This is a genomic window from Salinimicrobium sediminis, assembly GCF_900215295.1.
Lineage (GTDB): Bacteria > Bacteroidota > Bacteroidia > Flavobacteriales > Flavobacteriaceae > Salinimicrobium > Salinimicrobium sediminis.
Genome location: NZ_OCMF01000001.1, coordinates 1,657,108 through 1,682,588, shown reverse-complemented (window position 1 = coordinate 1,682,588; position 25,481 = coordinate 1,657,108). Strand labels below are relative to the sequence as shown.

At 41.2% G+C, this 25,481-nt stretch carries 15 protein-coding genes; 6 read left to right on the top strand and 9 right to left on the bottom strand.

The genetic code is table 11. The annotated features are described in order from the left end of the window. Positions 1-651: 651 nt before the first annotated feature. From CRO16_RS07750 to CRO16_RS07735, 4 genes are all read right to left on the bottom strand, one after another. Positions 652-1,323 (bottom strand): hypothetical protein, encoded by a 672-nt coding sequence (locus tag CRO16_RS07750; RefSeq protein WP_097055711.1) that lies wholly within the window; start codon positions 1,321-1,323, stop codon positions 652-654. 98 nt (positions 1,324-1,421) lie between these two features. Continuing rightward, positions 1,422-3,344, bottom strand: a complete 1,923-nt coding sequence (locus CRO16_RS07745) for a putative porin (RefSeq protein WP_097055710.1) — start codon at positions 3,342-3,344, stop codon at positions 1,422-1,424. A 105-nt stretch (positions 3,345-3,449) separates the two neighbouring features. Continuing rightward, entirely contained in the window at positions 3,450-4,865 is a 1,416-nt protein-coding gene (locus CRO16_RS07740) for a RagB/SusD family nutrient uptake outer membrane protein (protein ID WP_097055827.1), read from the bottom strand. A 6-nt stretch (positions 4,866-4,871) separates the two neighbouring features. Further along, the gene (locus CRO16_RS07735; protein WP_097055709.1) at positions 4,872-7,931 is read right to left on the bottom strand and encodes a SusC/RagA family TonB-linked outer membrane protein; all 3,060 of its coding nucleotides are present in this window, start codon (positions 7,929-7,931) and stop codon (positions 4,872-4,874) included. A gap of 332 nt (positions 7,932-8,263) precedes the next feature. On the opposite strand from CRO16_RS07735, the gene CRO16_RS07730 reads away from it, so the two are divergent. Together CRO16_RS07730 and CRO16_RS07725 are read left to right on the top strand one after the other, a co-directional pair. Continuing rightward, positions 8,264-8,863, top strand: a complete 600-nt coding sequence (locus tag CRO16_RS07730) for a ribonuclease HII (RefSeq protein WP_097055708.1) — start codon at positions 8,264-8,266, stop codon at positions 8,861-8,863. A gap of 25 nt (positions 8,864-8,888) precedes the next feature. Beyond that, entirely contained in the window at positions 8,889-11,312 is a 2,424-nt protein-coding gene (locus CRO16_RS07725) for a DUF3352 domain-containing protein (protein ID WP_097055707.1), read from the top strand. 255 nt (positions 11,313-11,567) lie between these two features. Here CRO16_RS07725 and lipB read toward each other — a convergent pair whose 3' ends face one another. Continuing rightward, complete coding sequence (lipB, locus tag CRO16_RS07720; RefSeq protein WP_097055706.1) at positions 11,568-12,266, bottom strand: lipoyl(octanoyl) transferase LipB; 699 nt, start codon at positions 12,264-12,266, stop codon at positions 11,568-11,570. 54 nt (positions 12,267-12,320) lie between these two features. Beyond that, on the bottom strand, positions 12,321-12,476 hold the full coding sequence (locus CRO16_RS07715; RefSeq protein ID WP_097055705.1) for a YqaE/Pmp3 family membrane protein: 156 nt from the start codon (positions 12,474-12,476) through the stop codon (positions 12,321-12,323). 120 nt (positions 12,477-12,596) lie between these two features. Here CRO16_RS07715 and lysS point away from each other — a divergent pair, with 120 nt between their 5' ends. Further along, complete coding sequence (gene lysS / locus CRO16_RS07710; protein WP_097055704.1) at positions 12,597-14,297, top strand: lysine--tRNA ligase; 1,701 nt, start codon at positions 12,597-12,599, stop codon at positions 14,295-14,297. A 134-nt stretch (positions 14,298-14,431) separates the two neighbouring features. Here the strand turns inward: lysS and CRO16_RS07705 are convergent, their stop codons facing one another. Together CRO16_RS07705 and CRO16_RS07700 are read right to left on the bottom strand one after the other, a co-directional pair. Beyond that, the gene (locus CRO16_RS07705) at positions 14,432-14,647 is read right to left on the bottom strand and encodes a hypothetical protein (protein WP_097055703.1); all 216 of its coding nucleotides are present in this window, start codon (positions 14,645-14,647) and stop codon (positions 14,432-14,434) included. A 98-nt stretch (positions 14,648-14,745) separates the two neighbouring features. Next, entirely contained in the window at positions 14,746-16,626 is a 1,881-nt protein-coding gene (locus CRO16_RS07700) for a T9SS type B sorting domain-containing protein (RefSeq protein WP_097055702.1), read from the bottom strand. 240 nt (positions 16,627-16,866) lie between these two features. On the opposite strand from CRO16_RS07700, the gene CRO16_RS07695 reads away from it, so the two are divergent. The 3 genes from CRO16_RS07695 to CRO16_RS07685 all read left to right on the top strand — a co-directional run bounded on the left by CRO16_RS07695 (position 16,867) and on the right by CRO16_RS07685 (position 21,739). After that, positions 16,867-19,359, top strand: coding sequence for a zinc-dependent metalloprotease (locus CRO16_RS07695; protein WP_245858903.1), 2,493 nt, complete (start codon positions 16,867-16,869; stop codon positions 19,357-19,359). 263 nt (positions 19,360-19,622) lie between these two features. Continuing rightward, positions 19,623-20,528, top strand: coding sequence for an EF-hand domain-containing protein (locus CRO16_RS07690; protein WP_143544470.1), 906 nt, complete (start codon positions 19,623-19,625; stop codon positions 20,526-20,528). Positions 20,529-20,797: 269 nt separating this feature from the next. Beyond that, complete coding sequence (locus tag CRO16_RS07685; protein WP_097055700.1) at positions 20,798-21,739, top strand: DUF7282 domain-containing protein; 942 nt, start codon at positions 20,798-20,800, stop codon at positions 21,737-21,739. A 112-nt stretch (positions 21,740-21,851) separates the two neighbouring features. Here the strand turns inward: CRO16_RS07685 and CRO16_RS07680 are convergent, their stop codons facing one another. After that, positions 21,852-25,424 (bottom strand): heavy metal translocating P-type ATPase, encoded by a 3,573-nt coding sequence (locus CRO16_RS07680; RefSeq protein WP_097055699.1) that lies wholly within the window; start codon positions 25,422-25,424, stop codon positions 21,852-21,854. Positions 25,425-25,481: the final 57 nt, after the last annotated feature.

Sequence of the window (25,481 nt, the reverse complement as noted above, 5' to 3'; positions counted from 1 at the left end):
ATTTTTGGAAGGATCGTCTTGTTGAAATAAAAGGAGTTGAACCTTTTCTGCCTGTGCCCTACCCGGGATTCCTTTTCAGTATAATTTGTGAACTTTTGCTCTCTCTCAAAGCGGCTGCAAATGTACAAGGTTTTTTAAACCTGGCAAGAAAAAAAAATAATTTTTTTTCTCAAGCTTTAAAAAGCACCCGGAAATCAATTCGTCGAAAATCGGGAGGCAAACTTACAACCTTTAATCCCAATTCTAAAAACTTTTTCAGAGAACTTTTACTGCTCCTTTAACAACCAATAGCTGTTTCTGAAAGCGGATGCAAAGATAAGATCAAATCTTCTTTCCATCCAAGATAAAATTCAAAAATATTTCAGAGAACTTTTTTGCTTTGGTCGCTTGCTACATCAAGGCTCAGCTGCTGCTTTCCCTCTCCTGCCACTCTCTCTCAAAGCGGCTGCAAATATACAACCGAATTCAACTTCTGCAAGCTTCTGCAAAAAATATTTTAAGCTTTTTTTGACATTTTTGAAACCTCCGGAATTAAGGTGCTGAAAATGACATTTTTGAGAGGTGTAAATTTTTTAAGCATGGCTCGATAACAATAAAAAAACCTGAAGAAAAAACTTCAGGTTTATACAAATATGAATTAGAAGGAGCTTTCTATTGATTTAGAAATCCAACAAATCTTATCAGGTCGTCTTCAGACTTCATTTTATTGTTGTCCAGGTAATCTTCCACCTCTTTAGAACCGAAACCTTTTTTTAGATCTTTAGATTTAGCTCTTACATTGATCGCCATCCCCGATTTTGGAACAATGTAATATTCATCCTCTATAGTAATAGTGGCAGGTTTATCGTTTCCGTAGCCTGTTTTAGCTTTTTCCCCTTCCCGGAAGTGAGCTATAGGTTTTTTCAGCAAACGATATTTATCTCCCGTCTGGAGCTCAACAAAATAACCAAAAACAGAACCTTTTTCAGCAGTAATTTTATCTAAAACAAATTTTTCAGATTCAATAATAAATTCTGCATCAGAACCTGCGGGTAATTGGTAGGTACGGGGACTTTCCAAATGAGTTTTAATCTCAATTCGCTCTTCGGCTACATTATACTTAAGATAAGCTTCGAGAGGATCCTTCTCCTGAATTTTAACCGTTCCGCGAATGAAATCCTGGGTATAGTAAGGACTACCTTCTACTTCCTCAGAATCTTTTTCAATAGTTGGAATTAGGGTAAACCCATAATTCATACCATCATTAATTCCTCCGGAGACCTGTCCAAAAGTTAGAAAAGAGACAAAAAATAAAATCAGAAAGACGGGTAATTTAGAGCGCATGTTTTTACTTTTTTAATTATTAAGTTAAAATAATAACAATAACCGGACCAACTGAATAAAAGGAAGGGAATTTCACTTTAATAAATGGAATATTGACGCTACATGAAGAAATTCCACACCAAACCAAATCTTAATCCAAAATCCCGGTAGGGATATAAGGGTGCAGAAAAATTATTGTTTCCATCCAGTAAAGCATTTATATGCTCTAATTTAAAAAAGATCCTTGCCTGTCTAATCTTTCCGTTGAAAAAGAAATCGACCGTAGGAAAGCCTTCGAATTCTAAACTGTCCTGAACATAAAATTCAGCAAGAACAGGATCATAGGCATTTAATTCATACCCGGAAAAATAGTTTAGAGTAAAACCTGTTTGTAAAAATAATGCCCTTCTAAACCAATGATCACTGTAATAAAAAGAATTTCTCGTTACAAGCTCAGGCAGCTTTAAGACCTGACTCCCATCCAGTACTTTTTGATAAAGAACAGTATTGTCTAAAGCAAATTTTCCTAAATGAAATTCTCTGTTTACCTTCACTTTAAAGAAACTAACCTGCCCGTTATGTTGAAATGGCTTTACAAGCGTATCTTCATTTAAAGCGAAATATGTTTTATCATTTATTGTAGTAAATTCTGCGCCGGCATTTAACCATTTAGGCGCCAAAACTTCCACTCCCAAGGTTTGCCTGCTCTCATTGGAAAAATTTCTCCTCCAATTATAGTTGATGTAATCGCTTTGGTAAAGAAGGTAATTGAAATTAGGAGCACGATCGTTTATGCTAGCGGTAGCTTCAACAAAAATATCGGGTGAAATTTTATACGACAGATCTCCGGAAAGATTATATCCGGAAAAATCTCCTGACACATTGATAGTTCCTTCCGCATTCAGGCGAAATGCACCCAGCCTTCCCTCATAGGCGCCTCCTGCTGAAACTATATCGCCCTGGAGCCGGTTAGGAATAAAATCACTTTCTAAGTTGACCACAGTATTATAGCCATAATCGTAATGGTTCAACCCTGCTTTTGCGGTAATGGTACCCAAAAAACCGGGGGAGAATGACAGATATAACTCATTATAGGTAGAGGAAAGACGTGTCTCATCCTTTAAGCCCGTTTCTTCAAAGGAAGGTCCAAACATTTCCACGGCTTCCGTTTGCTGGAAGACATACTTTTTGTAGGTATGGTTAAGTTTATGACCCAACAGAATCCCGGTGGAGGCTAAGGAATCTTTCTTCTTTATAAGATCAAAGCTGTGATCCAGGTAAAATCGTTTTCCATAAAGAGTGGACTGGGCATTTTCAAAGTTAACGTCCAGGCGTGCCCGATCATCAAATTCAGGATTTTTGGCTATATATTGTTCAACAGCAGTAGGAGTAAGCCCACCGTTCTCTTCATTCATAAGATCCTGCGAAACAAAATGGATTCTTAAATGATATCTGTTGTTTGGGGTATGATAGCTTATTGTAGTACGAAAATTACCCGTACTGGTTAGCAGATGCTGATATCTTCCAAGAGAACGCAATCCTTTATAAGCAATAGACAAATTAAGGTTTTCTGAAGTATTGATGGTAAAAAGTGCATCAAGATTTTGTCCCTGCTCAAAAACGGTTTTATAATAAAGTTCGGTCAAGGGAGTAGGAACGTGATAGTAATATATATCCTCTACTTCCATAAAATTAAAATGCCGGGCACGTGCACCAAATTGAGGTAGAATTTCCCGGTCCTCTGTGAAATTATAGGTAAGCCGGTTAAACGCCCGCCCTACATTGGAAAAAGGAAGGAGTCCAAAATTATCTTTTCTAAGGTAATTGAATTGGTAGTCATCCACAATAGTCAATGAAGTATCAACATGGGTTGTATCATTTTCAATTGAGATGATCTTGTAAAGCTCTATAGGGGCCTTTTCAGGTAATTCCTTGTTAGAAGATACTTCTTTATCAGGATTGGATGTCCTTGAACTTCTCTCCTGTGAATACGAGTGCAAAGAGAAAAGCAACAGTAACAGCAATACGATTTTATGCTTCATAGTTTTCAAGGCTTGGACAAAAGTAAAACAAATGTCTAAAAGAATGCTATAAACATAAAAAAACCGCCCCAGAGGGGCGGTCTTAATATAAATAACAGCTAATAATTAGTAACCTGCGTTTTGAGGCACATTAGCATTAGTATCTGCTTCTGAAGCCGGAATAGGAAGAGCGAAATTGTAGCTTCCATATTCTGGACCTTCATGAGTTTGTAGAATTGCGTCTGGATAAGGAATATCCATACCTGTACGAGCTAGATCGTGGAAACGGAAACCTTCAAAAGCCAATTCCTTTCTCCTTTCAAGAAGGATATTATCCTTTGTAGCTTCAGTGTAAAGATCGGCACCTCTTTCAGCTGGCACTTTGTTTAACCAGATAAGAGCTTCATCAGCATCACCGGTTTCAAGTAGCGCTTCTGCATAGATCAATACCATTTCCTCATAACGAATTACAGGAATGTTATCCTCATAAGGAGCAGTAGATGGGTATTTACCCACATTTCTCAAAGTTCCGTTAGGATGGATCCCAATAACAGTAGTAGGCTCATCAACAGCAGGGTCATAAGGAGTAGCTCCTCTCACATCACCATCATCATAGATCGCAGCAAGGTTAGGAAGTGCAATAACATCGCCATAGCTTCCAGCCTGGTAGATGTTTGCAAGACCGTTAATACCAGCATTGTCTGTAGGTGAGTTAGAAATTTCAAAGATGATATTCACTCCTCCATCTGTTGCAAAAGTTGAAAGGAAAGCACCTTCGCTAACAACAGAGAAAACACCGGAATCAATCACCGATTTAGAAGCATCTAAAGCACGTTGCCAATCACCAAAGTAATTTGCAATTCTGGCTTCGATAGCGTCTACAGCATAAGTAGTGATATACTCTGTAGAAGTACCATTAAGGCTTTCAGACATTAGATCTTTAGCAGTCTGAAGATCAGCATAAGCTAATTCCTTTACCTCCTGAACCGTGTTTCTGCTTGGGAACAAAGCATCATTATCTCTAAAGGCAGTCACATAAGGAACACCTGGAGCAGATAATCCACCACCATTCACGTGCTGCTGACCGTAAAATTTCACTAAGTCAAAATGAGCAAGGGCTCTTAAAGCATAAGCCTGTCCTTTTAGATGATCAATTGTTGCCTGGTCACCTTCAAGACCTTCTGCACCAATAACCACGTTAGCAGATGCGATAACTCCATATGCTTGTGCCCAAAGGGTTTCAGCTATTGCTGAAGTTGCCAGTAAGTCCATACGCGCCTCAAGTACAAAACGGTTTGAGTTTGCATTGGAAGTAGCATTATCAGAAAACACTTCCCCAAGGATGATAACATCTCTACCATAATATGCTGTTGGTTGCATACGAGAGTAAGCACCTATTAAAACAGCATTTAGATCATTCACAGTATTGATACTTGTCTCAATACTTTTGTCCTGTGCCAACGTAGGGTTAAGATCTTCTTCGGTGCACGAAGTAGCAATTCCAAGCCCCAATGCCAGCATTAAAAAATATTTAATTTTCATTTTCATTTAGAATTTTAAGTTAACACCTAAAGTATAAGATTCAACAGGTGGAGTTGTAAGGGAAGTATATCCAATAGCCTGAACTTCAGGATCTAACTTCAAACCATCTTCTTTAACCCAAGTAGCAACATTTGTGCCACGTAAACTAATAGTTAGACCGTCAACACCAATAGCATCAGCATATTGAGTAGGTAGGCTGTAACCAACTGCAACATTTCTTAATCTTACATAATCTCCTTCAAAAAGGTGACGAGAGCTTGTAGATTGGAAACTTCTACCATTAGCATAGTTTAGTTTAGGAACATCGGTAATATCTCCCGGCTGCTGCCATCTTTCCAATAACTCAGACACCCCGTTATAGGATCCTAAAGTAAAGCTGTTCACGTTCATGTAGAACTGAGCATATTGTTCATAGATCTTGTGTCCTCCTGCAAAGTACAGGTTAGCATCTGCAAAGAAACCTTTGTATGTAACTCTGGTGCTAAATCCTCCTGAATAAGTAGGAAGTGCACTTGCACCCTGATAAACTCTTTGTGCAGCACTGTAGCTGGAAGTAACTTCTCCATCAACACCATTCACATACCATGTAGGCTCACCTGTTTGTGGATCAACACCTGCCCATGTTCTCATATACCAGGCTCCAACAGGAAGTCCTACTTCAGTAGTTTTGTAAGAAGAAGAAGAGTTTGGGTTGATAGGATTACCATCAGATCCCAAAGCCAGCTCAGTAACTTCGTTATCTACAGTTGCATAGTTTGCACTAACAAGCCAGGAGAAATCTCCTGTATCAACAACCATATAAGATAATTCAGCTTCTATCCCTTTGTTCACCATTTCTCCTACGTTACGGCTTTGTTCGTCAAAACCTGTAGTTAGCGAAAGCGGTACAGCCTGTAATAAATCATAAGTTCTTCTGTTGTAATAAGAGAAGGATCCTGATAATCTATCTTCAAAAAGACCAAAACTTACACCTACATCAAAAGCTTCCCCTTTTTCCCAGGTAAGATCGGGGTTACCGAACTGAGAAGGAGTCGCTCCTCCATTATCATCATAATCTGCAGAGTAAGAAAGTAGCGCCTGGTACTCGTTAAGGCCAATACCACTGTTACCAGTAATACCATAAGAAGCACGTAGTCTTAAAGAACTAAATGCAGAGTCAATCAAGAAATCTTCCATGTGAAGGTTCCAGGCAGCACCAACAGAACCGAAGTTACCAAATCTGTTTCCTTCTGCAAATCTTGAAGAACCTTCTCTCCTAAAAGTAGCATCAAGTACGTACTTTCTGGCAAAGTTATAGTTCAAAAGAGCAAGATAGGATACGTTGTACCAGTCAGCATAAGATGAAAAAGCATCAAGATTCGCACTTGCATTTTCAAGATTTGTCAAACCATCTGCAGGGAAGTTTTCTCCATATCCATACAGGTAGTTGTTTTGGTTCTTTTGATATTCAAAAAGACCCATAACATCAAAGTTATGATCTGTTCCCAATTGGAATTTATATCCAAGAGATCCCTGATATACAAAGTTGAAGTTTTGCTCGGTACTTCTTTCTGACCATCCATTAACCGGAGCAGCAGAACCTTCATACCTGTTTAAATAACTCTTGTAGTCATTTAACTGGAAGTCCATACTAAACCTGTTTGAGAAGGTCACGTTATCGATCAATTCCCAATCCACTTTACTGTTAGAGATAAGTCGGGTAAGAGCATTTACGTTGATGTCATTTGCAGTAACGTAAAGCGTGTTGTGCAAAGAACCAAAAGTAAGATCTGTTGTAGGAGTACCATCTTCATTAAAAGGATTATTCAATGGGTTCATCAAATATCTTGTAATGAATGGATTTGAAAAGAAAGTACCTCTTTCAAGAATTGGGTTTTGAGTAGAATGAGACACATTTAAAGAGGTAGAAAAATCTACGTTATCTCTAAATTGACGCTCTACACTTAAAGACCCGTTAATTCTCTCAAAGTCAGCTCCAATTACAGTAGCTTCAGTTTTGTTGTAACCCACAGACGCGTAAAAAGATCCTAACTCAGTACCACCAGAAGCAGCAAAGGTATAGTTCTGTAAAAGTGCATCTTCATTTTTGATCAGGTTATCCCAATCGTAAACAGATCCATCATAATCAAGAATAGCTGCAGGTAAAACCCTGAAATCTACTCCCAATTGTAAAGCGTTCTCCATGGTAAAACCATAATCAGCTCCGTAAGCATTTACCAAAGCTTCTTTAGTAAGCTCTAATCTCTCGGGACCGGTAAGAACTCTTCTTTTATTATAAGCATCGTTCTGAATACCTATACTTGAGTTAAAATCGAATCTAACTTCTCCTGAACGACCTCTTTTAGTGGTAATAACGATTACCCCGTTTGTTCCACGTGCTCCATAAGCAGCAGTAGCAGAAGCATCCTTAAGAACAGTCATACTTTCGATGTCCTGGCTGTTAATAGAAGCCAAAGGACTCAATGAACTTGAACTATTACTTCCGGCAATGTTACTGTTTATAACAGGCACCCCGTCAATTACATATAATGGTTCATTACTGGCGCTCAAAGAGCTTATACCACGAATACGCACATCCTGCACTGCTCCAGGAGTACCTGAAGAGGTAGAAATCTGCAAACCTGCAACCCTACCTTGTAATGCCTGGTCGGCAGAAACCACAGGAACTTCAGCAATTTGTTCTCCGGATACCTGTACAGAAGAACCGGTCAATTCGTTCTTTCCTCTGGTCACATACCCCATAACAACCACTTCTTCAAGTTCAGAAGCATCTGGAGTAAGGGTAGCATCGATTCTGGTTGATGTTCCTACTGGTCTCTCAATGGTTTCGAAACCTACATAAGAGAAAACAAGAATATCTGAGGGACTCACTAAAATATTATAATTCCCATCAAAATCTGTTTGAGTACCTCTTTGAGTACCTTTAACTAAAATGTTTACTCCCGGTAAAGGAAGCCCGTCACCGTCTGTCACTGTCCCAGTAACCTGACGTGACTCCTGTGCAAAAGAAATTTGCACGACTAACGCCAGCAATAGCGTTAGAATTCCACTTAATTTTTGTTTCATTTTATTATTATTTGAATTAGCCAAGGCCAAAAATGATAATAATTTCTTAATAAAACAAGGCAATGAAAAAAAGATGTTTGTTAATTTATTTAATAATTGGCAAGGCTTAATGAAGAAGATAAAAAGCTTGTAATGAAACGGATCGAAAAAGATTAAAAAAGCCAAAAATGGCGGTATTCTTTAAAAAATTGAACACATATGTTTAAATTGTTTTATTTTGAACAGAAGGTGTTTTTGAGGTTTTACATCCGGCTATAATTTTCTTTTATTTGCAAAGTTATTCAAAAATAGAGGATGCCATAAAAGCCATTTCTTTTACATTATCTTAACAAATGCTAAAAAAAAGCTATTCTAAATCTACTTTTGAATGCGGTACAGATGAAGCCGGCCGTGGCTGTCTGGCAGGGCCTGTTACCGCAGCAGCAGTGATCCTGCCCAAGACCTTTAGAAATAAGCTCATCAATGACTCCAAACAACTCACAGAACTTCACCGGGACAAATTGCGTCCCATTATTGAAGAAAAAGCGATTTGTTATTCTGTTCAGCACATTTACATGGAGGAGATCGACCAGATCAATATTTTAAATGCTTCCATCCTGGCTATGCATAATTGCATTGAAAAGCTAGACCCGGCACCCGAATTTATTCTCGTGGATGGCAACAGGTTTAAACCTTTCGCCTCCATTCCACATGAATGCATTATTAAGGGAGACGGGAAATTTCTTTCCATTGCAGCGGCTTCCATTCTTGCCAAAACCTACAGGGATGAATTCATGACCAGGATCCATGAAGAATACCCTATGTATAACTGGAAACAGAACAAAGGATATCCCACCATTGAACACCGGGAAGCAATAAAGAAGTATGGTACTACCAAATATCACCGCCAAAGCTTTAAACTGCTGCCAGAGCAGTTGGAACTCTCTTTTTAAAAACTATTTTTGTAAAAAAGCCCCCATGAAAAAAATCCTGATGATTCTTTTCATCTCGCTCAGCTTTTCATGTGCAGATGACAAACCGGAATCTGGAGAGTTGACCGATTTCCTGCCGCCAAATCCGGCTGTCATTCTTCAAATGAACAATCCCGACCTGTTTTTCAGCAACTTTCAGAACAATGAATTCATAAAACAAAATCTGGAGCATGAGATTTCTCAAAAAATAAGTGAGAAATTGGGGGTATTAAGACATTTTCCGCTTAAAAACAAAGCCCTTTTAACCTTCGTCGCAGACGGAGAAAGAATTGATTTTAGTTTTATAACGAAGGGTGCGCTTAGTCCCATTTCCCTTGACTCCATACCTAATAAACAGGTGGAAACCCTCACCTCTAAAGACCTCAAAATCTTAAAATATGTTTTGGAGGGAAAAAGTGCATTTACCACTCAAATTGACAGTATTACTATTATAAGCAGTTCTAAAAATCTTCTGGAAAACAGCATTTTTGGCACCCACAGCAATTCACAGCAGCTGGAAACTGCGTTTAAAGCAGCTTCTCCAAAAAAGCCAAACATCTTTATTGATCACTCCAAAGCTCCGGCGGTCTTCGGAAACATTTTTCCCGAATTTCTACGGAATTTTAGTCAATGGACAGTGGTAGATGCCGAGCTAAGTCAGACCCAGATAAACCTGGACGGAATTTCAATTGCTGCCGATACTCTTTCACAGCACCTGCAGTTTTTTCAGAACGTGGGAGTCTCTCATAACAGACTTGCAGAAATTTCTCCTGTGACCAGTCATGGTTTTACCTCCATTAGCTTTCGCAGTTTCGACGAATTGGAAAGAAACCTCAACAATTCTTCTCAAAATGATCTTTCTTCGGAAGTTTCTCTGCTAAAGAATGCTTCCGAAGCCGGAATCATTGAGCTGCCGGAAGGAAAAATATTTGCAGTTCGCAGTTTGGATCCTGAAGCTGCCCGTCAAATGATGGTAATGGATCTTCAGAAAAAAGAAACCTATAGGGAAACAGACATTTTTGAGTACGCAGGTTCTTCAGTATTTGGAGAACTGCTTCAACCGCTACTCCGGCCGGAAGCACTCCAGGTTATGGCCTTTTTGGATACCTGGGTGCTCTTTGCAGACAACACTGAAGCCCTTCACCAGCTCATTGCGACCAGCCAAAATGGTCTTGTTTTAGGTAATACAGAAGCGTACAAATCTTCTGCTGAAAGCCTGAGTTCAGAAGCTTCCTTTCTGGTAGTGAAAAATCACCAGGCTTTACCAAAAGGAGAAGCCTCCAATAATGATCTGGATTATTCAGATTTTCCAATTTCAGCATTACAATTTATTCAGCAGGATAATTTTGCACATGTTCATGCTGTTCTCAAGAAAAATTCTGCATTAAAGACCGAAAAAGCCACTGCACAGGCTGCTGCCGTAGATCTTGGCGCCGCCCTTGCAGGCAAACCCGTGTTCTTCCAGAATCACCGCACCAAGGGAATGGATATAGCCGTGCAGGATGTGGAAAATACCCTGTACCTCATTTCTCCTGAAGGAAAAATCTATTGGAAAAAGAAACTAAATTCCCGGATTTTAGGAGAGGTCCAAACTGTGGATATCTTTAGGAACGGAAGATTTCAGCTGGCATTCGCAACCCAAAGTGAATTACATATTATTGACCGGGATGGGAATCCCGTAAAACCTTTTCCGCTGAAGTTCCGGGACGCGATCACACAGCCACTTTCCGTTTTTGATTATGACAATAAAAGAGATTACAGGTTTGTGGTGACGCAGGGCAATGATCTGCTAATGTATGATCGCAAAGGAAAAGCGGTACACGGTTTCCGTTTCTCTAAAGCAAGATCTGAGATCATTCAGCCGCCGAAGCACGTGAGGATCGGTCGCAAAGATTACATCCTCGTTCCCGAAAGTTCAGGAAAACTCCACATCCTTAGCCGCACAGGAAAAACCAGGGTTCCAGTCCGGGAAGAAATAGAATTTTCTGAAAACGACTGGTATGAATACAATGACAATTTTGTGTCCACCAATACTTCAGGACAGGTCCTTAAGGTCAATGAAAATGGGAGTGTAAAAAGAGAAAACCTGAATTTCGCCGAAAATACCAGGATCACTGCTACTCCAAAAACACTGGTGAGCCTTTCAGAAAATGAGTTAAGCATCGGGAAAAGTTCCGCCACCCTGGATTTCGGACTTTACACCGAGCCGCAGATCTTCTATATCAATAATAAGATCTATGTTTCTGTAACCGATCTACAGGCCCATAAAGTCTATCTCTTTGACAGCAACGCCAACCTTTTTCCGGGCTTTCCCGTCTACGGAAATTCTCTTGTAGACCTCTCCAACGCCGATGATGATACCGCCCTGGAACTGGTGGTGCAGGGAGAGGAGAATGGGGTGTTAATCTATTCAGTAAGCAGTGCGCAGTAATTAGTTGGCAGTAATATTAAATGGTCACTGGTTAGCAAATCAAGTTCGGGAGGAACGATAGAACGGAAGTTAAATAAGAACAAAAATTCAGGAGTGCCGTAGGTACGATAGAACATTTTAAATTCTTATCCCGTCCTTTTCCACACAAAGCAAATGAAGATTAAAAGAAGAGCACAAAGAGATTGGCTATTAGATGAAAAATCGGTAAGAAATTAGGATGCTTGAGATACAACCTTGAACTTTAAACTTTGAACATTAAATTAATTGCGCCTCAAACAACCTCGAAAAATGCCTTTTGATCTTCTCCTTCACTTCTTCCATTGGCACTTCCTTCACTCCCAGTTCTACATTTAATGAGGTCACTGCCTTGTCCTGAATTCCGCAGGGAACGATATGGTCAAAATAACCAAGATCGCTGTTGACATTAAAAGCGAACCCATGCATGGTCACCCAGCGGCTGGCACGAACGCCCATGGCACAGATCTTTCTTGCAAAAGGGGTACCACTGTCCAGCCATACTCCGGTTTCACCGTCGCTGCGGCCGGCTTTTACGCCATATTCTGCCAGAGTGAGAATAATGGTCTCCTCCAGCAGCCTAAGGTACTTATGGATGTCTGAAAAGAAATTCTCAAGATCAAGGATAGGATAACCCACTACCTGCCCCGGACCGTGATAGGTAATATCCCCTCCCCTGTTGATCTTGTAAAAGGTAGCATGTTTTTGTTTCAGCTGCTCTTCGTTGATCAAAAGGTGGGAAATATCTCCACTTTTCCCGAGGGTATAGACATGTGGATGTTCTACAAAAAGCAAATGGTTCTTTGTAGGTTCTTCTGCAGCTTCCCGGCGGTTTTTCACTTTTTGATCCAGGATCTCCCTGAACAATTTTTCCTGATATTCCCAGGTCTCTTTATAATCCCGCAGCCCCAGTTCCTGAAAATGTATATTTTTATTCAAATCTTATTAGTATTGAGAAGTGAGATATGAGTATTGAGAAATATACCGGAAGGCTTACCTTTTGTTATTTAAAATGATCAGAGCAGCTATAACTCCGGGAATCCATCCTAGCAGGGTAAGGATCAACACGATCAAAATAGATCCGCAGCCCCTGTCCATAACAGCCAAAGGCGGAAAAAGTATCGATAACAGAACTCTCCAAAGACTCATAGTAATCACAAAGATATCAAATTTTGAAGCAATAATTTAAAGCTCTTTCCCCCTTAAAAAACAATTGATTGGTTGCCCTTTAGTCTGTATCTTTGCCAGTCGAAAATCGAACTATACAACATGCATTTATCTGAACAGGAAATTATTCGCCGGGAAAAACTTGATTCCCTGCGTAAACTCAATATAAATCCTTATCCCGCAGCGCTTTATCCCGTTGATCACACTACTGCCGACATTAAGGCAGATTTTGAAGAAGATAAGAAAGTAGTGATTGCCGGCCGGCTTATGTCCAGAAGGATCCAGGGAAAAGCTTCTTTTGCCGAAATCCAGGATTCTTCAGGAAAGATCCAGGTATATTTTAACCGTGATGAGATCTGCCCGGGTGACGATAAAAGCAAGTATAACGATATTTATAAAAAACTCCTCGACATCGGAGATTTTATTGGCATTGAAGGGAAATTGTTCAAAACCCAGGTGGGCGAGAAAACCGTAATGGTTGAGAATTTCACCCTTTTAAGTAAGTCTCTAAAACCACTTCCGCTTCCAAAAACAGACAAGGAGGGAAATACCTTTGACGAATTTAATGATCCCGAACTCCGCTACCGTCAACGTTATGCCGACCTGGTAGTGAATCCAAAGGTGAAGGATATTTTTGTGAAGAGAACAAAGCTCTTCAATGCGATGAGGAATTTCTTTAACGACAAAGGCTACTTTGAAGTGGAAACTCCAATCCTGCAATCCATTCCCGGTGGTGCTGCGGCAAGGCCTTTCATGACCCACCACAATGCGCTGGACATTCCGCTTTACCTGAGAATTGCAAACGAGCTTTATCTTAAGAGGTTAATCGTTGGTGGTTTCGACGGAGTTTATGAGTTCTCCAAAAACTTTAGAAATGAGGGAATGGACAGGACCCATAACCCTGAGTTCACCGCCATGGAGATCTATGTTGCCTATAAAGATTACAACTGGATGATGGAATTCACTGAAAAACTACTGGAGCATTGTGCAGTTGCCGTGAATGGTACTACTGAAGCTACCTTCGGAAAGCACCAGGTGGATTTTAAAGCGCCTTACGCCCGAATCACCATGACCGATGCGATCAAGAAGTTCACCGGATTTGACATTACAGGTAAGTCTGAAAAAGAACTTTTTGAAGCAGCAAAAGGAATGGGCATCGAGGTGGATGAAACCATGGGGAAAGGAAAACTGATTGACGAGATCTTTGGCGAAAAATGTGAAGGCAACTTTATACAGCCTACTTTTATTACAGATTATCCTAAAGAGATGAGTCCGCTTTGCAAGGAACACAGGGAGAATCCGGAGTTGACCGAGAGATTTGAACTTATGGTCTGCGGAAAAGAGATCGCCAATGCATATTCGGAACTTAATGATCCAATCGATCAGAGAAACAGATTTGAAGAACAACTGAAACTTTCCGAAAAAGGAGATGATGAGGCAATGTTCATAGATCATGATTTTCTTAGAGCCCTCGAATACGGAATGCCTCCCACCTCGGGCCTCGGAATTGGAATGGACCGTTTGATCATGTTCCTAACCAACAAACAATCCATACAGGAAGTGCTTTTCTTTCCTCAAATGAGACCGGAAAAGAAGGCTGCCACTCCAAAACCTGAAGATTTTATAAAAATCGGAGTTCCGCAGGAATGGGTTGATACGGTAATGCATGAGTTTGGAACCGTTGCTAAACTCAAGGAGCAAAAACATACCCAGGTGCATCAAAAATTGAATGGCCTGCGCAAGAAGAATAAATTACCAATAGCTGCCCTGCAGCTGGACGAGGTAGAAAAATGGTTTGAATAAAAACCCACAGGGGAAATTTTTAAATACAAATCCCAAATTTCAAAAAGAGCCTTTTAAAATGTCACTTTTGGGAGGTATACAAAACGCCGTTTCATTTTCCTGAAACGGCGTTCTTATTTGTCATTTTTGACAATTTATTTTTTACCGAACATGCCTCCCAGTTTCCCGGCAGCTCCGGCAATTCCGCCACCGCCACCTTCGGCCTCACCTTTAAGATAATTATCTACCTGGCTCGCCAATGCGGGAGGCATTCTGTCTTTAAGAAATCCGGCTACAGTATTTACAGCCGTTTGGGCTTGAGCCGTTGTAATTCCTGCTTTTTCTGCTACTAAATTCACTATCTTTTCCATTGCTCAAATTTTTTAATTATCCTCATAAGATAATCTTTCTCCGTACTTCAAAGAAAAATGTGAGAGCAATTAACGACAGATTAACCTCCTTTAAAGGCCTATCGCAACAGGGAAAAACTTCCTTTGACAGGTTCAAAACCATCAATGAAAATGTGGTACCAGTAATCGGCAGCCGGTAATTCCCGCTCATGTAGGAGGCCATTCCAGGAAAAATCTTCCCCCTTCCCGTGAGCCAATAATCTGCCATACCTGTCGAAAATGCGAATTTCCGAAGCTTTAAAATACTCCACCCCCTTCAACTCAAACCTGTCATTATAACCATCATTGTTTGGCGTAATATATTTTGGAATCACGATGTGCGGAAATTCTTTTGATACAGTCTTACAGCCGGCGAGGTCTCTTTGGTAAGCCGTATAAATTCCGCCGGAAATATTTGTGAACACATTTGAATCCCCGAAGTTAATGCCGTCCAGCGAATATTGGAAGGAACCTGAATTTTCCGGGATTATAATCACTGTACTGCCTTCAGATCTTACTCCGGAAATTCCCGCAACATCTGCAGTTTTCACCTCAAAGTTTTTGACCGCTGCACAACCCTGGGTATTCGTTATAGCTACCGAATAATTTCCCGGTTGTGTAATCACAATTTGCCTCGTCGTCTCTCCTGAAGCCCATAGATAGCTGTAATTTCCCGCGCCAGCATCCAATATTAAGGGTTGATCCGGGCAAAGCTGAAGGATTTCATCCGAAACTTCAGGCTTCGAAAAAAGATTTAAAGTCACAGCTGTTCTATTGCTGGCTGCACAATCAGCATTAATTTTTTTGGTTTCGGCGTAATAGGTGCCGGCTTCTTCCGGAACAAAATTCGGATTTCCGGCAGCAATGATATTTCCCCCGGAAGGTGCATCATACCAGAACACCTCTTCATCTTCAAGGATCTGTACCCGCAAAGCGCGAATTGCATCTCCCCTACATGCCGTTACATCTCCGAGGCTAACCGGTGCCCTTGGTGTCTTGGTTATGATCACCGCAAAAGCTTCGGAAGCCGAACTGCAAAAGCTGTCATCAAGATTCACTTCATCTTCAGCAACCTTAACCCTAAAATATTTACTGGTGGAGATAGCTTCCGAAGAAAAATTTGCTTTTGTCTCTCCAGGCAGATCCTGCCAGTTTTCTCCATCTATACTTTCCTGCCATTGAAACGCATGAGTATTGTACACACTAAAATCTGGCGTGGCAGTGAGATTTACTTTTGCCGGCACATCCTGCGGACAAACCACCAGCTCGTCCTTATCAATTTCTGCTGAAGATACTTCCGTAAGATCTCCACAAGACCTGAAAATGATATCATCTATCGCTAAATCATTTCCGCAGCCACCAATTCCATTGTTGAACATCTTTAGAACTACCTTATTTTGTCCCGGTTGCGATCTAAACACCAGAGCGTACTGTTCCCATCTGGGATTTCTTGCACCATGGATATCACCTGTACTACCTTCGGCCAGTTTTTTCGAATTCGTTTCGTCCCATATTTCAAATCTTACATTTATTGGTATACCTGTGCCGGGACAAACATCTACGCTACCCGCATCGTAAACATTCATCAAAAATGCTGAAAATTCGTAGGTGGTGGCTTCGCAAAGATTACTAACACTAAACTCATAGAATTTCCCGGCTGTGTTGTCGTTAGCGTTAACTATTAAAGCTCTTCCATTGGAGATGGTGGTTTGCGGAAAACGGGAATGCCAGGTGGTATTATTCTGCCCAATTCTGCCGGAGATAGTGTACTGCCCGTCATTTGGGTCTCCGGTGACAAACTGATAATTTGTTACAGCGGGTCCAAGTGGTGCACCGGTGGAAGTGCCTGCGCCAAAATCTTCATGAAAAATGGGATCCCCTTTACTCCCTGGACAAAACCCCAGCTGGGAAAATATATTGCCCGAAAATAACAGGAGAATAAAAAGAAAAAGAAATCTCATTTCCTTCCAAAGATACGGTATATCACAGGGAAAAAAATTTCTGCAGCAGTTCAAAAACAAAGATTACTGACGCATATCATATTTGCTTTGTATTTAGTTTTTAACTCTTTTTTAAACCTTTTCCCTTTCCTGCTGTCCTATTACAGCATAGTGCAACTCTTTTTATTTTAACAGCCTAAGGCTAGGCAGCCATATCCTGTTTTTCTAAATTGGGCGATTCTTAACTAAAATTTATAATTAATGAACAACCGATTACTGCTCCGGCTCCTTATTGTTTTCCTTTCTTTTTCAATGACGAGCTGTGCTGTTTTTCAACCCGAAAAGGATTCTAAAACGGCAGCCACAGCCAAGCCTTCCGAAAAAGACAAAAACGGCATCAAACCTTATAATAAGGTCATAACCAAAGATGCTAAATCAGACCCCGGATTATTTACCGTTCACCAGGTGGAAGATGATTACTTCTACGAAATTCCGGATAGCCTTTTTAACCGGGAAATGCTCATGGTGACCCGTATCGCCCAAACTGCTTCGGGCATTGGGTTTGGTGGCGGAAAACAAAACGAACAGGTGTTGCGTTGGGAAAAGAAGAACAAGAACGTTCTTCTACGCGTAGTGTCTCACGACGTTTATGCTGCAGATTCCCTGCCGGTGCATGAAGCAGTGGTCAATTCCAATTTTGAACCTATCCTCTTCTCTTTTGACATTGCTGCTTACCACAAGGATTCTGTGAACAATTCGACGGTGATCAAGGTGACAGATCTTTTTCAAAAAGATGTCCAGGCACTTGGTTTTCCTGAAAGAAACAGAAAAGACTATAAGATCACCCGTCTTGATGACAGCAGGTCTTATATTGATACAATAAGAAGTTACCCTGAAAATATTGAGGTGCGTCACGTAAAGACCTACAATTCTTCTGAACCGCCTTCAAATGCGAGTACAGCTTCAATTTCTGTTAAAATGAGCAATTCCATGATCCTGCTTCCAAAGGTGCCCATGGAAAGAAGGTACTTTGACGAACGTGTTGGCTGGTTTACTACAGGGCAAACAGATTACGGTCTGGAAGCCCAAAAAAGTGAAACTGTGCGATATCTTGACCGCTGGAGACTTGAGGTTAAGGAAGAAGACTTGGAAAAATTCAAACGTGGGGAACTGGTGGAACCTAAAGAACCAATTGTTTATTATGTTGATCGTGCCACCCCTGCAAAATGGGTGCCTTTCATTAAACAAGGTATAGAAGACTGGCAGGTTGCGTTTGAAGCTGCGGGTTTTAAAAATGCCATTATAGCTAAAGATCCTCCATCAAAAGAAGAAGATCCGGACTGGAGCCCCGAAGACGCCCGCTATTCTGTAGTGCGATACCTGGCTTCTCCAATTCCAAATGCAAATGGACCTCACGTGAGTGATCCGCGTTCCGGAGAGATCCTGGAATCAGACATCAACTGGTATCACAATGTGATGACCTTGTTGAGGAACTGGTTCTTTGTACAAACTGCAGCCATCAATGAAGATGCACGGGGAGTAGCATTTAAAGATGAGATCATGGGCCGCCTTATTAGATTTGTATCTGCTCATGAGGTAGGCCACACTCTTGGTCTGCCACACAACATGGGAAGCAGTGTTGCTTATCCTGTAGAGTCTTTGAGAGATCCGGAATTCACTCAAAAATACGGAACAGCGCCATCTATTATGGACTATGCCCGATTCAACTATATCGCACAACCTGAAGATGGAGATGTAGCGCTAATGCCTAACATTGGACCTTACGATAAATATTCTATTATGTGGGGTTATAAACCGATCCCCGATAAATATGGTCAAGAGGAAAAAGAGATCCTTGATGCCTGGATCCTTGAAAAAGCAGGGGATCCTGTTTATAGATTTGGAGCTCAGCAAAGTGGGGTGATCGATCCAACTTCACAAACTGAAGATCTTGGTGACGACTCTGTACTTGCCAGCCAGTATGGTATCAAGAACCTTAAGAGAATTGTTCCTAACCTCATCGAATGGACAGCCGAAAAAGGTAAAGATTACGAAGATCTTGAGACTATGTATGAGCAGGTGCTTGGACAGTACAATCGTTACATGGGCCATGTTGCAGCCAATGTAGGGGGAGTGATCAAAGAAACCAAAACCTACGACCAGGAAGGTGCTGTATTTTTCCACGTTACTCCCGAAAGACAAAGAACTGCAATGAAATTCCTTCAGGATGAATTGTTTTCCACTCCTGAATGGTTGATCGACCAGGAGATCTTCAACAGGATCGAATTCGACGGAAATATTGAAAGAATTAGAGGTACTCAGGAAAGAACGCTTAATAATTTGCTTGACTTTGGAAGAATGGCTAGGTTGATAGAAAACCGGGAAATGAACGGAAGCAGTGCTTACGGGCTCCTGGATATGATGCAGGACCTGAGATCCGGGATCTGGAGCGAATTGAGAAGAGGACAGGCTATCGATACCTACCGTAGAAACCTTCAGCGGGCATATATCAATCGCATGGAGCATTTAATGACCGAAGAACAATCTGAAATTCCTGCCCGCTTCCGTTCCTGGAGCACCAGAACAGATGTAGATGTTGCACAAAGTGACATTCGTCCTGTAGTTAGGGGAGAACTTAAGAAACTTCAGCGTGATCTTCGAAACAGCATTGGCAGAAGCAATGATACCCTTACCAGATACCATCTTGAAGATGCTTTGGAAAGAGTGAATTTAATTCTTGATCCCAACAGTTAAATAAATTAATTCTTTGTTTCAGGCTGCCTGTAAACTTTCATCAAACATCGAAAGTTTACAGGCAGCTTTTTTTATGTCTGCAATAAGAGCTTAAAATTTTTTGCAATTCAAATTATACCAGCCATAGCTCTTAGCATTGGCTTAACGTTGACGTTAAACTCCTTTTAAAATCCGCTGCTTTCTTACAAAAGAATTTCATTCAACCAATTAATTTTCAGAGTTTTAGCGCGTAATATTCAAACAAAAAACTAAAACAAATGATTATGAAAAACGGAAAAAACCTGAAAAAATTTATGTTTTACGCAGGAATGTTATTAATGCTTGTAGCATTCAACAGCTGTAGTGACGACGACGACGGGACAATTACCCCACTCCCCACCGGGACCTTCAATCTGGCTTCAGATGAATACACTTTAATGGATAATACCATAGTTCTTGAAAGTATTACTGTGGGTCAAACCAGCTGGCTAACTGCCGTGAATGTTGGCAGTGAAGCAACCAATAACTTTATTGCCGATCCTGTAAAACTTCAACAAGGTGAGAATACAGATGTGGAATTGGTCTTTGATGAAGGCGCAATTAGTGATGACGGAGAAGGACAACAGATTGTTTTACGACTGTACGATGATACCGGAAGCACTGCAGGAAGTTGGGATTCCTCAGATCGCGCAATAGCAGAAACAGAGACTATTACTGTTTTTGAAGCTTCTGAATCTTTTGCAGACTTCGATATAGACGAAAATGGAACTTTGGATGCAGATGAAATCCTTGCTACCTATCAAAATAATTTTGAAGAATGGGATGCAGATGGAGATGGATTAGACAGCGAAGAGTTCTATAACACAACTTTTGCAAACACTGATGCCGATGATGATGACAGCATAAGTGCCGAAGAATGGGACGCCGGTTTTGCAGCAATGTTTGGAGGTTGGATCGACGATGATTTTGACACTTTTGACGATAATGCAGACGATGTTCTAAGTCTGGACGAATGGAATATTGCTTTTGCAGATTCTGAATGGTTTGACACCTATGATGAAAATGCCGACACGCTTGTCTCAGAAGATGAATGGGATGCAGGACTCTTTGCAGACTGGGACACCACTAATGATGACCTCATTGATGAGGATGAATTCAATGTTTACAGTCCTTATGTGATGACCTGGTAATTGAAATATTTGGGAGATGTTGTAATCTCTTATAATTAATGATATTTAGAAAAGGTTCTCCTTAATGGAGGGCCTTTTTCAGTTATAAAGAACCTTACAATTTTCGCTCTTATTCTCACACTTCACGTTTGGAGGATTTTAAGGAATAATTAATCAGGCGGGTTAAATCTTCATCAATAGTCTCAGTGATCACTTCTCTTTTACGCTCTTAAATATCTGTTTTTCAGTAATTTAAAATAAATTTATATGATTTATGAAAAGGATGAAAGATGAAAACACAATTACCTCTGAAGAAAATCCTGCTGGGCGCAGGACTATTTTTCCTGTTGGTGGGAATCAACAGCTGTAGTGATGATGATGAACCAGAACCATTAATCCAGCAAATTTTGATCGATGACCATCAAAATTTATCAGGTAATACTGTAGTGGTTCGAAAAATTGTAGTGAATCAGGATAGTTTTTTGACCGCAGTGAAAGTAGAGGATGAAAATTCTGCTGATTTCATTGCTTCTCCGGTGCTATTGACTGCCGGAACTCATATCAATACGAAACTTACTTTTTATGATAATGCCATAAAGAATGCAGGTAATGGACAGAAAATCACGGTAAAGCTTTACGCAGACAATCAGGATGAAGGGATTAAAGGAGTTTGGGACGCTACCGATGAACCCATTATGAACTTGATCCAGGGAATAATGAAAAAAACTGTAACGGTTCATAGTGAATATGATCCATTCCATTTTTTTGACAATAACAATAATGGACTTCTTGACCTACAGGAAGTTTCCTTGAGTTACCCTGACAATTTCGCAGGGCTTTGGGACTCAGACAATGATGGAAATTTAACCATGGAAGAATTTTATTGGACCACTTTTTTAAACACCGATGTCGATTTCGATTTTAGTATAGGTAAAGAGGAATGGGATGAAGGGTACTCTTCCATGTATAGCAATTGGGCAGAAGATAATTTCACCTTGTTTGATGAAAGTCACAACAACTTTTTGGATAATGATGAATGGAATAAAATATTTGAAGAGTCGCAATGGTTTATAACCTATGACAGCGACCACAACGGTTTGATTTCAAGAGAGGAATGGAACAATGGTTTATTGGGAGATTGGGATCTTGATCATGACGGAAATATTGATGAAGATGAATTCAACAATTACTGGCCACATGTACAGAAATGGATTGAATATTACGAATGGTAATACCGCAATAGATATGGAACAACACGAATTTTTCTAACAAAAACTTGAATTTTAAAAAGCCGGATCTATGTCCGGCTTTTTAAAAATCTTTGAGAAAAACTAAAAATTTTACTTAGTCCAGCTTCACTCCTCTTAACCTCAACGCATTGGCAATTACCGAAACAGAACTAAAGCTCATAGCCAGTGCTGCGATCATAGGTGAAAGCAATATTCCGAAGAAAGGGAACAACACCCCCGCAGCAATCGGCACTCCCAGCGTGTTGTAAATAAGGGCGAAAAACAGGTTTTGCTTGATGTTTTTCATCACCTTTTTACTCAGATTTTTGGCTTTCACCACCCCGTGAAGATCTCCTTTTACAAGGGTAATTTCTGCGCTTTCAATAGCCACATCGGTTCCTGTACCCATCGCAATACCAATATCAGCTTTGGCAAGTGCGGGCGCATCATTGATCCCGTCTCCTGCCATGGCAACTTTCTTACCTTGCTGCTGCAGTTTTGTAACTTCCTCCATCTTATCCTGCGGCAACATTCCGGCTTTAAAGCCTGAAAGATGCAATTCCTTAGCCACAGCGGCTGCTGTAACTTCGTTGTCTCCCGTCAACATCACCACCTCAACTCCTGCTTCGATTAAATCAGAAATTGCTTGTCGGCTTGTCTTCTTAATAGGATCGGTAATAGTAACATAACCCACAACTTTTGAATCGACGGCGATGTAAGAAACCGTTTTCCCTTGTTCCTGTTCAGATTTTACCTGCTGCTGCAGGTTTTTATCAACCTCAGCATTGATCTCCTGCATAAGCTTTTCATTACCTATTGCAACAGATCTTCCTTCTGAAGTCCCTGTAACCCCTTTTCCTGTAACCGCATCGAAATCTGAAGCTTCAGGATAATTCAGGTTCTTTCCCTTTGCGTAACGTACTGTGGCTTCTGCCAGTGGATGCTCACTTTGTGCGTTTACGGAAGCCAGAAAGCTGGTAAGTTTATCTTCTGAAATCTCTCCCGAAGGCACAACCTTTTCAACTGAAGGTTTTCCTTCTGTAATAGTTCCTGTTTTATCAATAATTAGCACATCGATCTTGTCCATATGCTCCAGGGACTGGGCGTTTTTTATCAGCACTCCATTTTGAGCTCCTTTCCCGACCCCAACCATGACCGACATTGGCGTCGCCAGTCCAAGGGCACAGGGACAGGCAATGATCAAAACAGCTATGGCATTAATTAAGGCATAAACATAACTCGGCTCGGGACCAAAAGCAGCCCACACAATGAACGTGATCACCGAAATAAGCACTACAACCGGAACAAAATATCCGGAGATCTTGTCTGCCAACTTCTGAATCGGCGCCTGCGATCTGCTCGCATCGTTCACCATCTTAATGATCTGGGCAAGCAGGGTCTCATCGCCAACTTTTTCAGCTTTCATGGTAAAGCTTCTGTTCCCGTTAATGGTTCCGGAAGTTACCTTATCGCCTTCTGCTTTTTCAACGGGCACAGGCTCTCCTGTGATCATGGATTCGTCGATATTGGTCTGCCCCTTCTGGATACTCCCATCCACGGGGATCTTATCTCCGGGTTTTACTCTTAAGATGTTACCTACCTCAATCTCATCTGTATGGATCTCCCGCTCTTCTCCATTTTCCACAATAGTAGCTGTGTTTGGGGCAAGTTTCAACAATTCTTTAATGGCCGAATTGGTGCGACTGTGCGCTCTTGCTTCCAGCAATTGTCCCAATAAAACCAATGTTAGGATTACTGTTGCCGCTTCGTAGTACACGTGAACCGTACCATGATGGCTTAGAAACTGCTCCGGAAACCATCCCGGGAACAACATCCCGAAAACACTAAACAACCACGCTACCCCTGCACCAATTCCAATAAGAGTGAACATATTCAGGTTCCAGGTCTTCACAGAACGCCATGCTCTTTCAAAGAACATCCAGGTGGCGTAGAAAACCACCGGCAGGGAAAGGGCAAACTGTACCCAATTCCAGGCTTGCATGCTCATCCAGTCATAAATGGGGTTTCCGGGAATCATTTCTCCCATGGCGATAAGAAAGATCGGGACCGTAAAAGCCACGGCTATTTTAAACTTTTTAAGCAGCTTTTGATAAGATTTCTGTTCGGCAGAAGCCTCGGGCTCCATCCGCACCAGGTCCATCCCGCAGATTGGGCAACTTCCCGGCTCATCCTTCTGAATTTCGGGATGCATTGGGCAGGTATAAAGCGGTTTTTCAGCTTTAAGGCTTACCTCCTCCACCAGGTCCATGCCGCAGACGGGACAATCTCCCGGTTTGTCGTAGGTTTTATCGCCCTCACAGTGCATCGGGCAATAAAAAGTCCCTGTCCCCTTACCTTTTGGCTTCTCAGGCTTTGGAGGTGCCGTAATGTCTTGTCCCGGCAGATAAATGTTGTACGTGCTGCCGTCCTTTCTCAGCGTTTCCTGAAAAACGGTCACAGGAATGGCTTTTTCTGAAGTTATCACCGCCTCTGCCTTTTCCAGGTCAACAGAAACAGATTGTACTCCTTCAACTTTCTTCAACGTTTCCTCAACATGAGCCCGACAACCGCTACAGGTCATCCCGGTCACCTGATATTTTTCTGTATTACCTTCTGAATGAATATGGTATTTACCCCCATCCTTTTGGAGCGCATCTTCAAAAATACCTATTTGGATATGCCGCTCCATTTCAACCTGTGCTTCAGCTTTGTCAAGATCCACTGAAGCAGATTTTACTCCGGCAACCTTTTGAAGCGTTTCTTCCACATGGGAACGACAGCCATTGCAGGTCATTCCGGTGATCTTATAAGTGTGGGTCATTAAAGACTTATCTATTTCAGAATTAGCTTCAGAAATGTCATTTTTGGAACCTTTTTCTGCTGACTTCCTTTCCGAAGTACCCGGCGCCAGGATATGATACTTCCCTCCGTCTTTCTGAAGAGCAGCTTCAAAAACTTCAACCGGGATGTGCTTTTCCATTTTAATGACCGCTTCAGACTTTTCCAGGTCTACGGAAGCAGATTGAACTCCTTCAACCTTTCCCAACGTCTCTTCCACATGGGAACGACAGCCATTGCAGGTCATTCCGGTGATCTTATAGGTGTGAGACATTGAAGACTTATCTATTTCAGAATTAGCTTCAGAAATGTCATTTTTGGAACCTTTTTCTGCTGACTTCCTTTCCGAAGTACCCGGCGCCAGGATATGATACTTCCCTCCGTCTTTCTGAAGAGCAGCTTCAAAAACCTCAACCGGGATGTGCTGTTTCATTTCGATGACCGCTTCAGACTTTTGCAGATCTACGGAAGCTTGTATCACGCCATCGACATTTCGAAGTGTTTCTTCTACGTGAGAACGGCAGCCGTTACAGGTCATTCCGGTAATTTTATAGGAGTGGGTCATTGCCGCTTCTGAAGAAGAGGTCTCAGAAATGTCATTTTTGGAACCTTTTTCTGCTGACTTGCTTTCCGAAGTACCCGGAGCAAGAATGTGATAATTCCCTCCGCCCTGTTGAAGGGCAGTTTCAAAGATGTCCCAGGGAATATGCTGCTCCATTTCGATCACAGCCTCTCCTTTTTCAAGATCTACGGAAGCATTTTTTACTCCGGCAACCTCCTGAAGTGTTTTTTCAACATGAGAACGACAGCCGTTACAGGTCATGCCGGTGATTTTATAAGTATGTTTCATTTCTTACACTTTTATATCCCAAAGTTCGCAGGATTTAAAGCGGAAATGTTATACAAT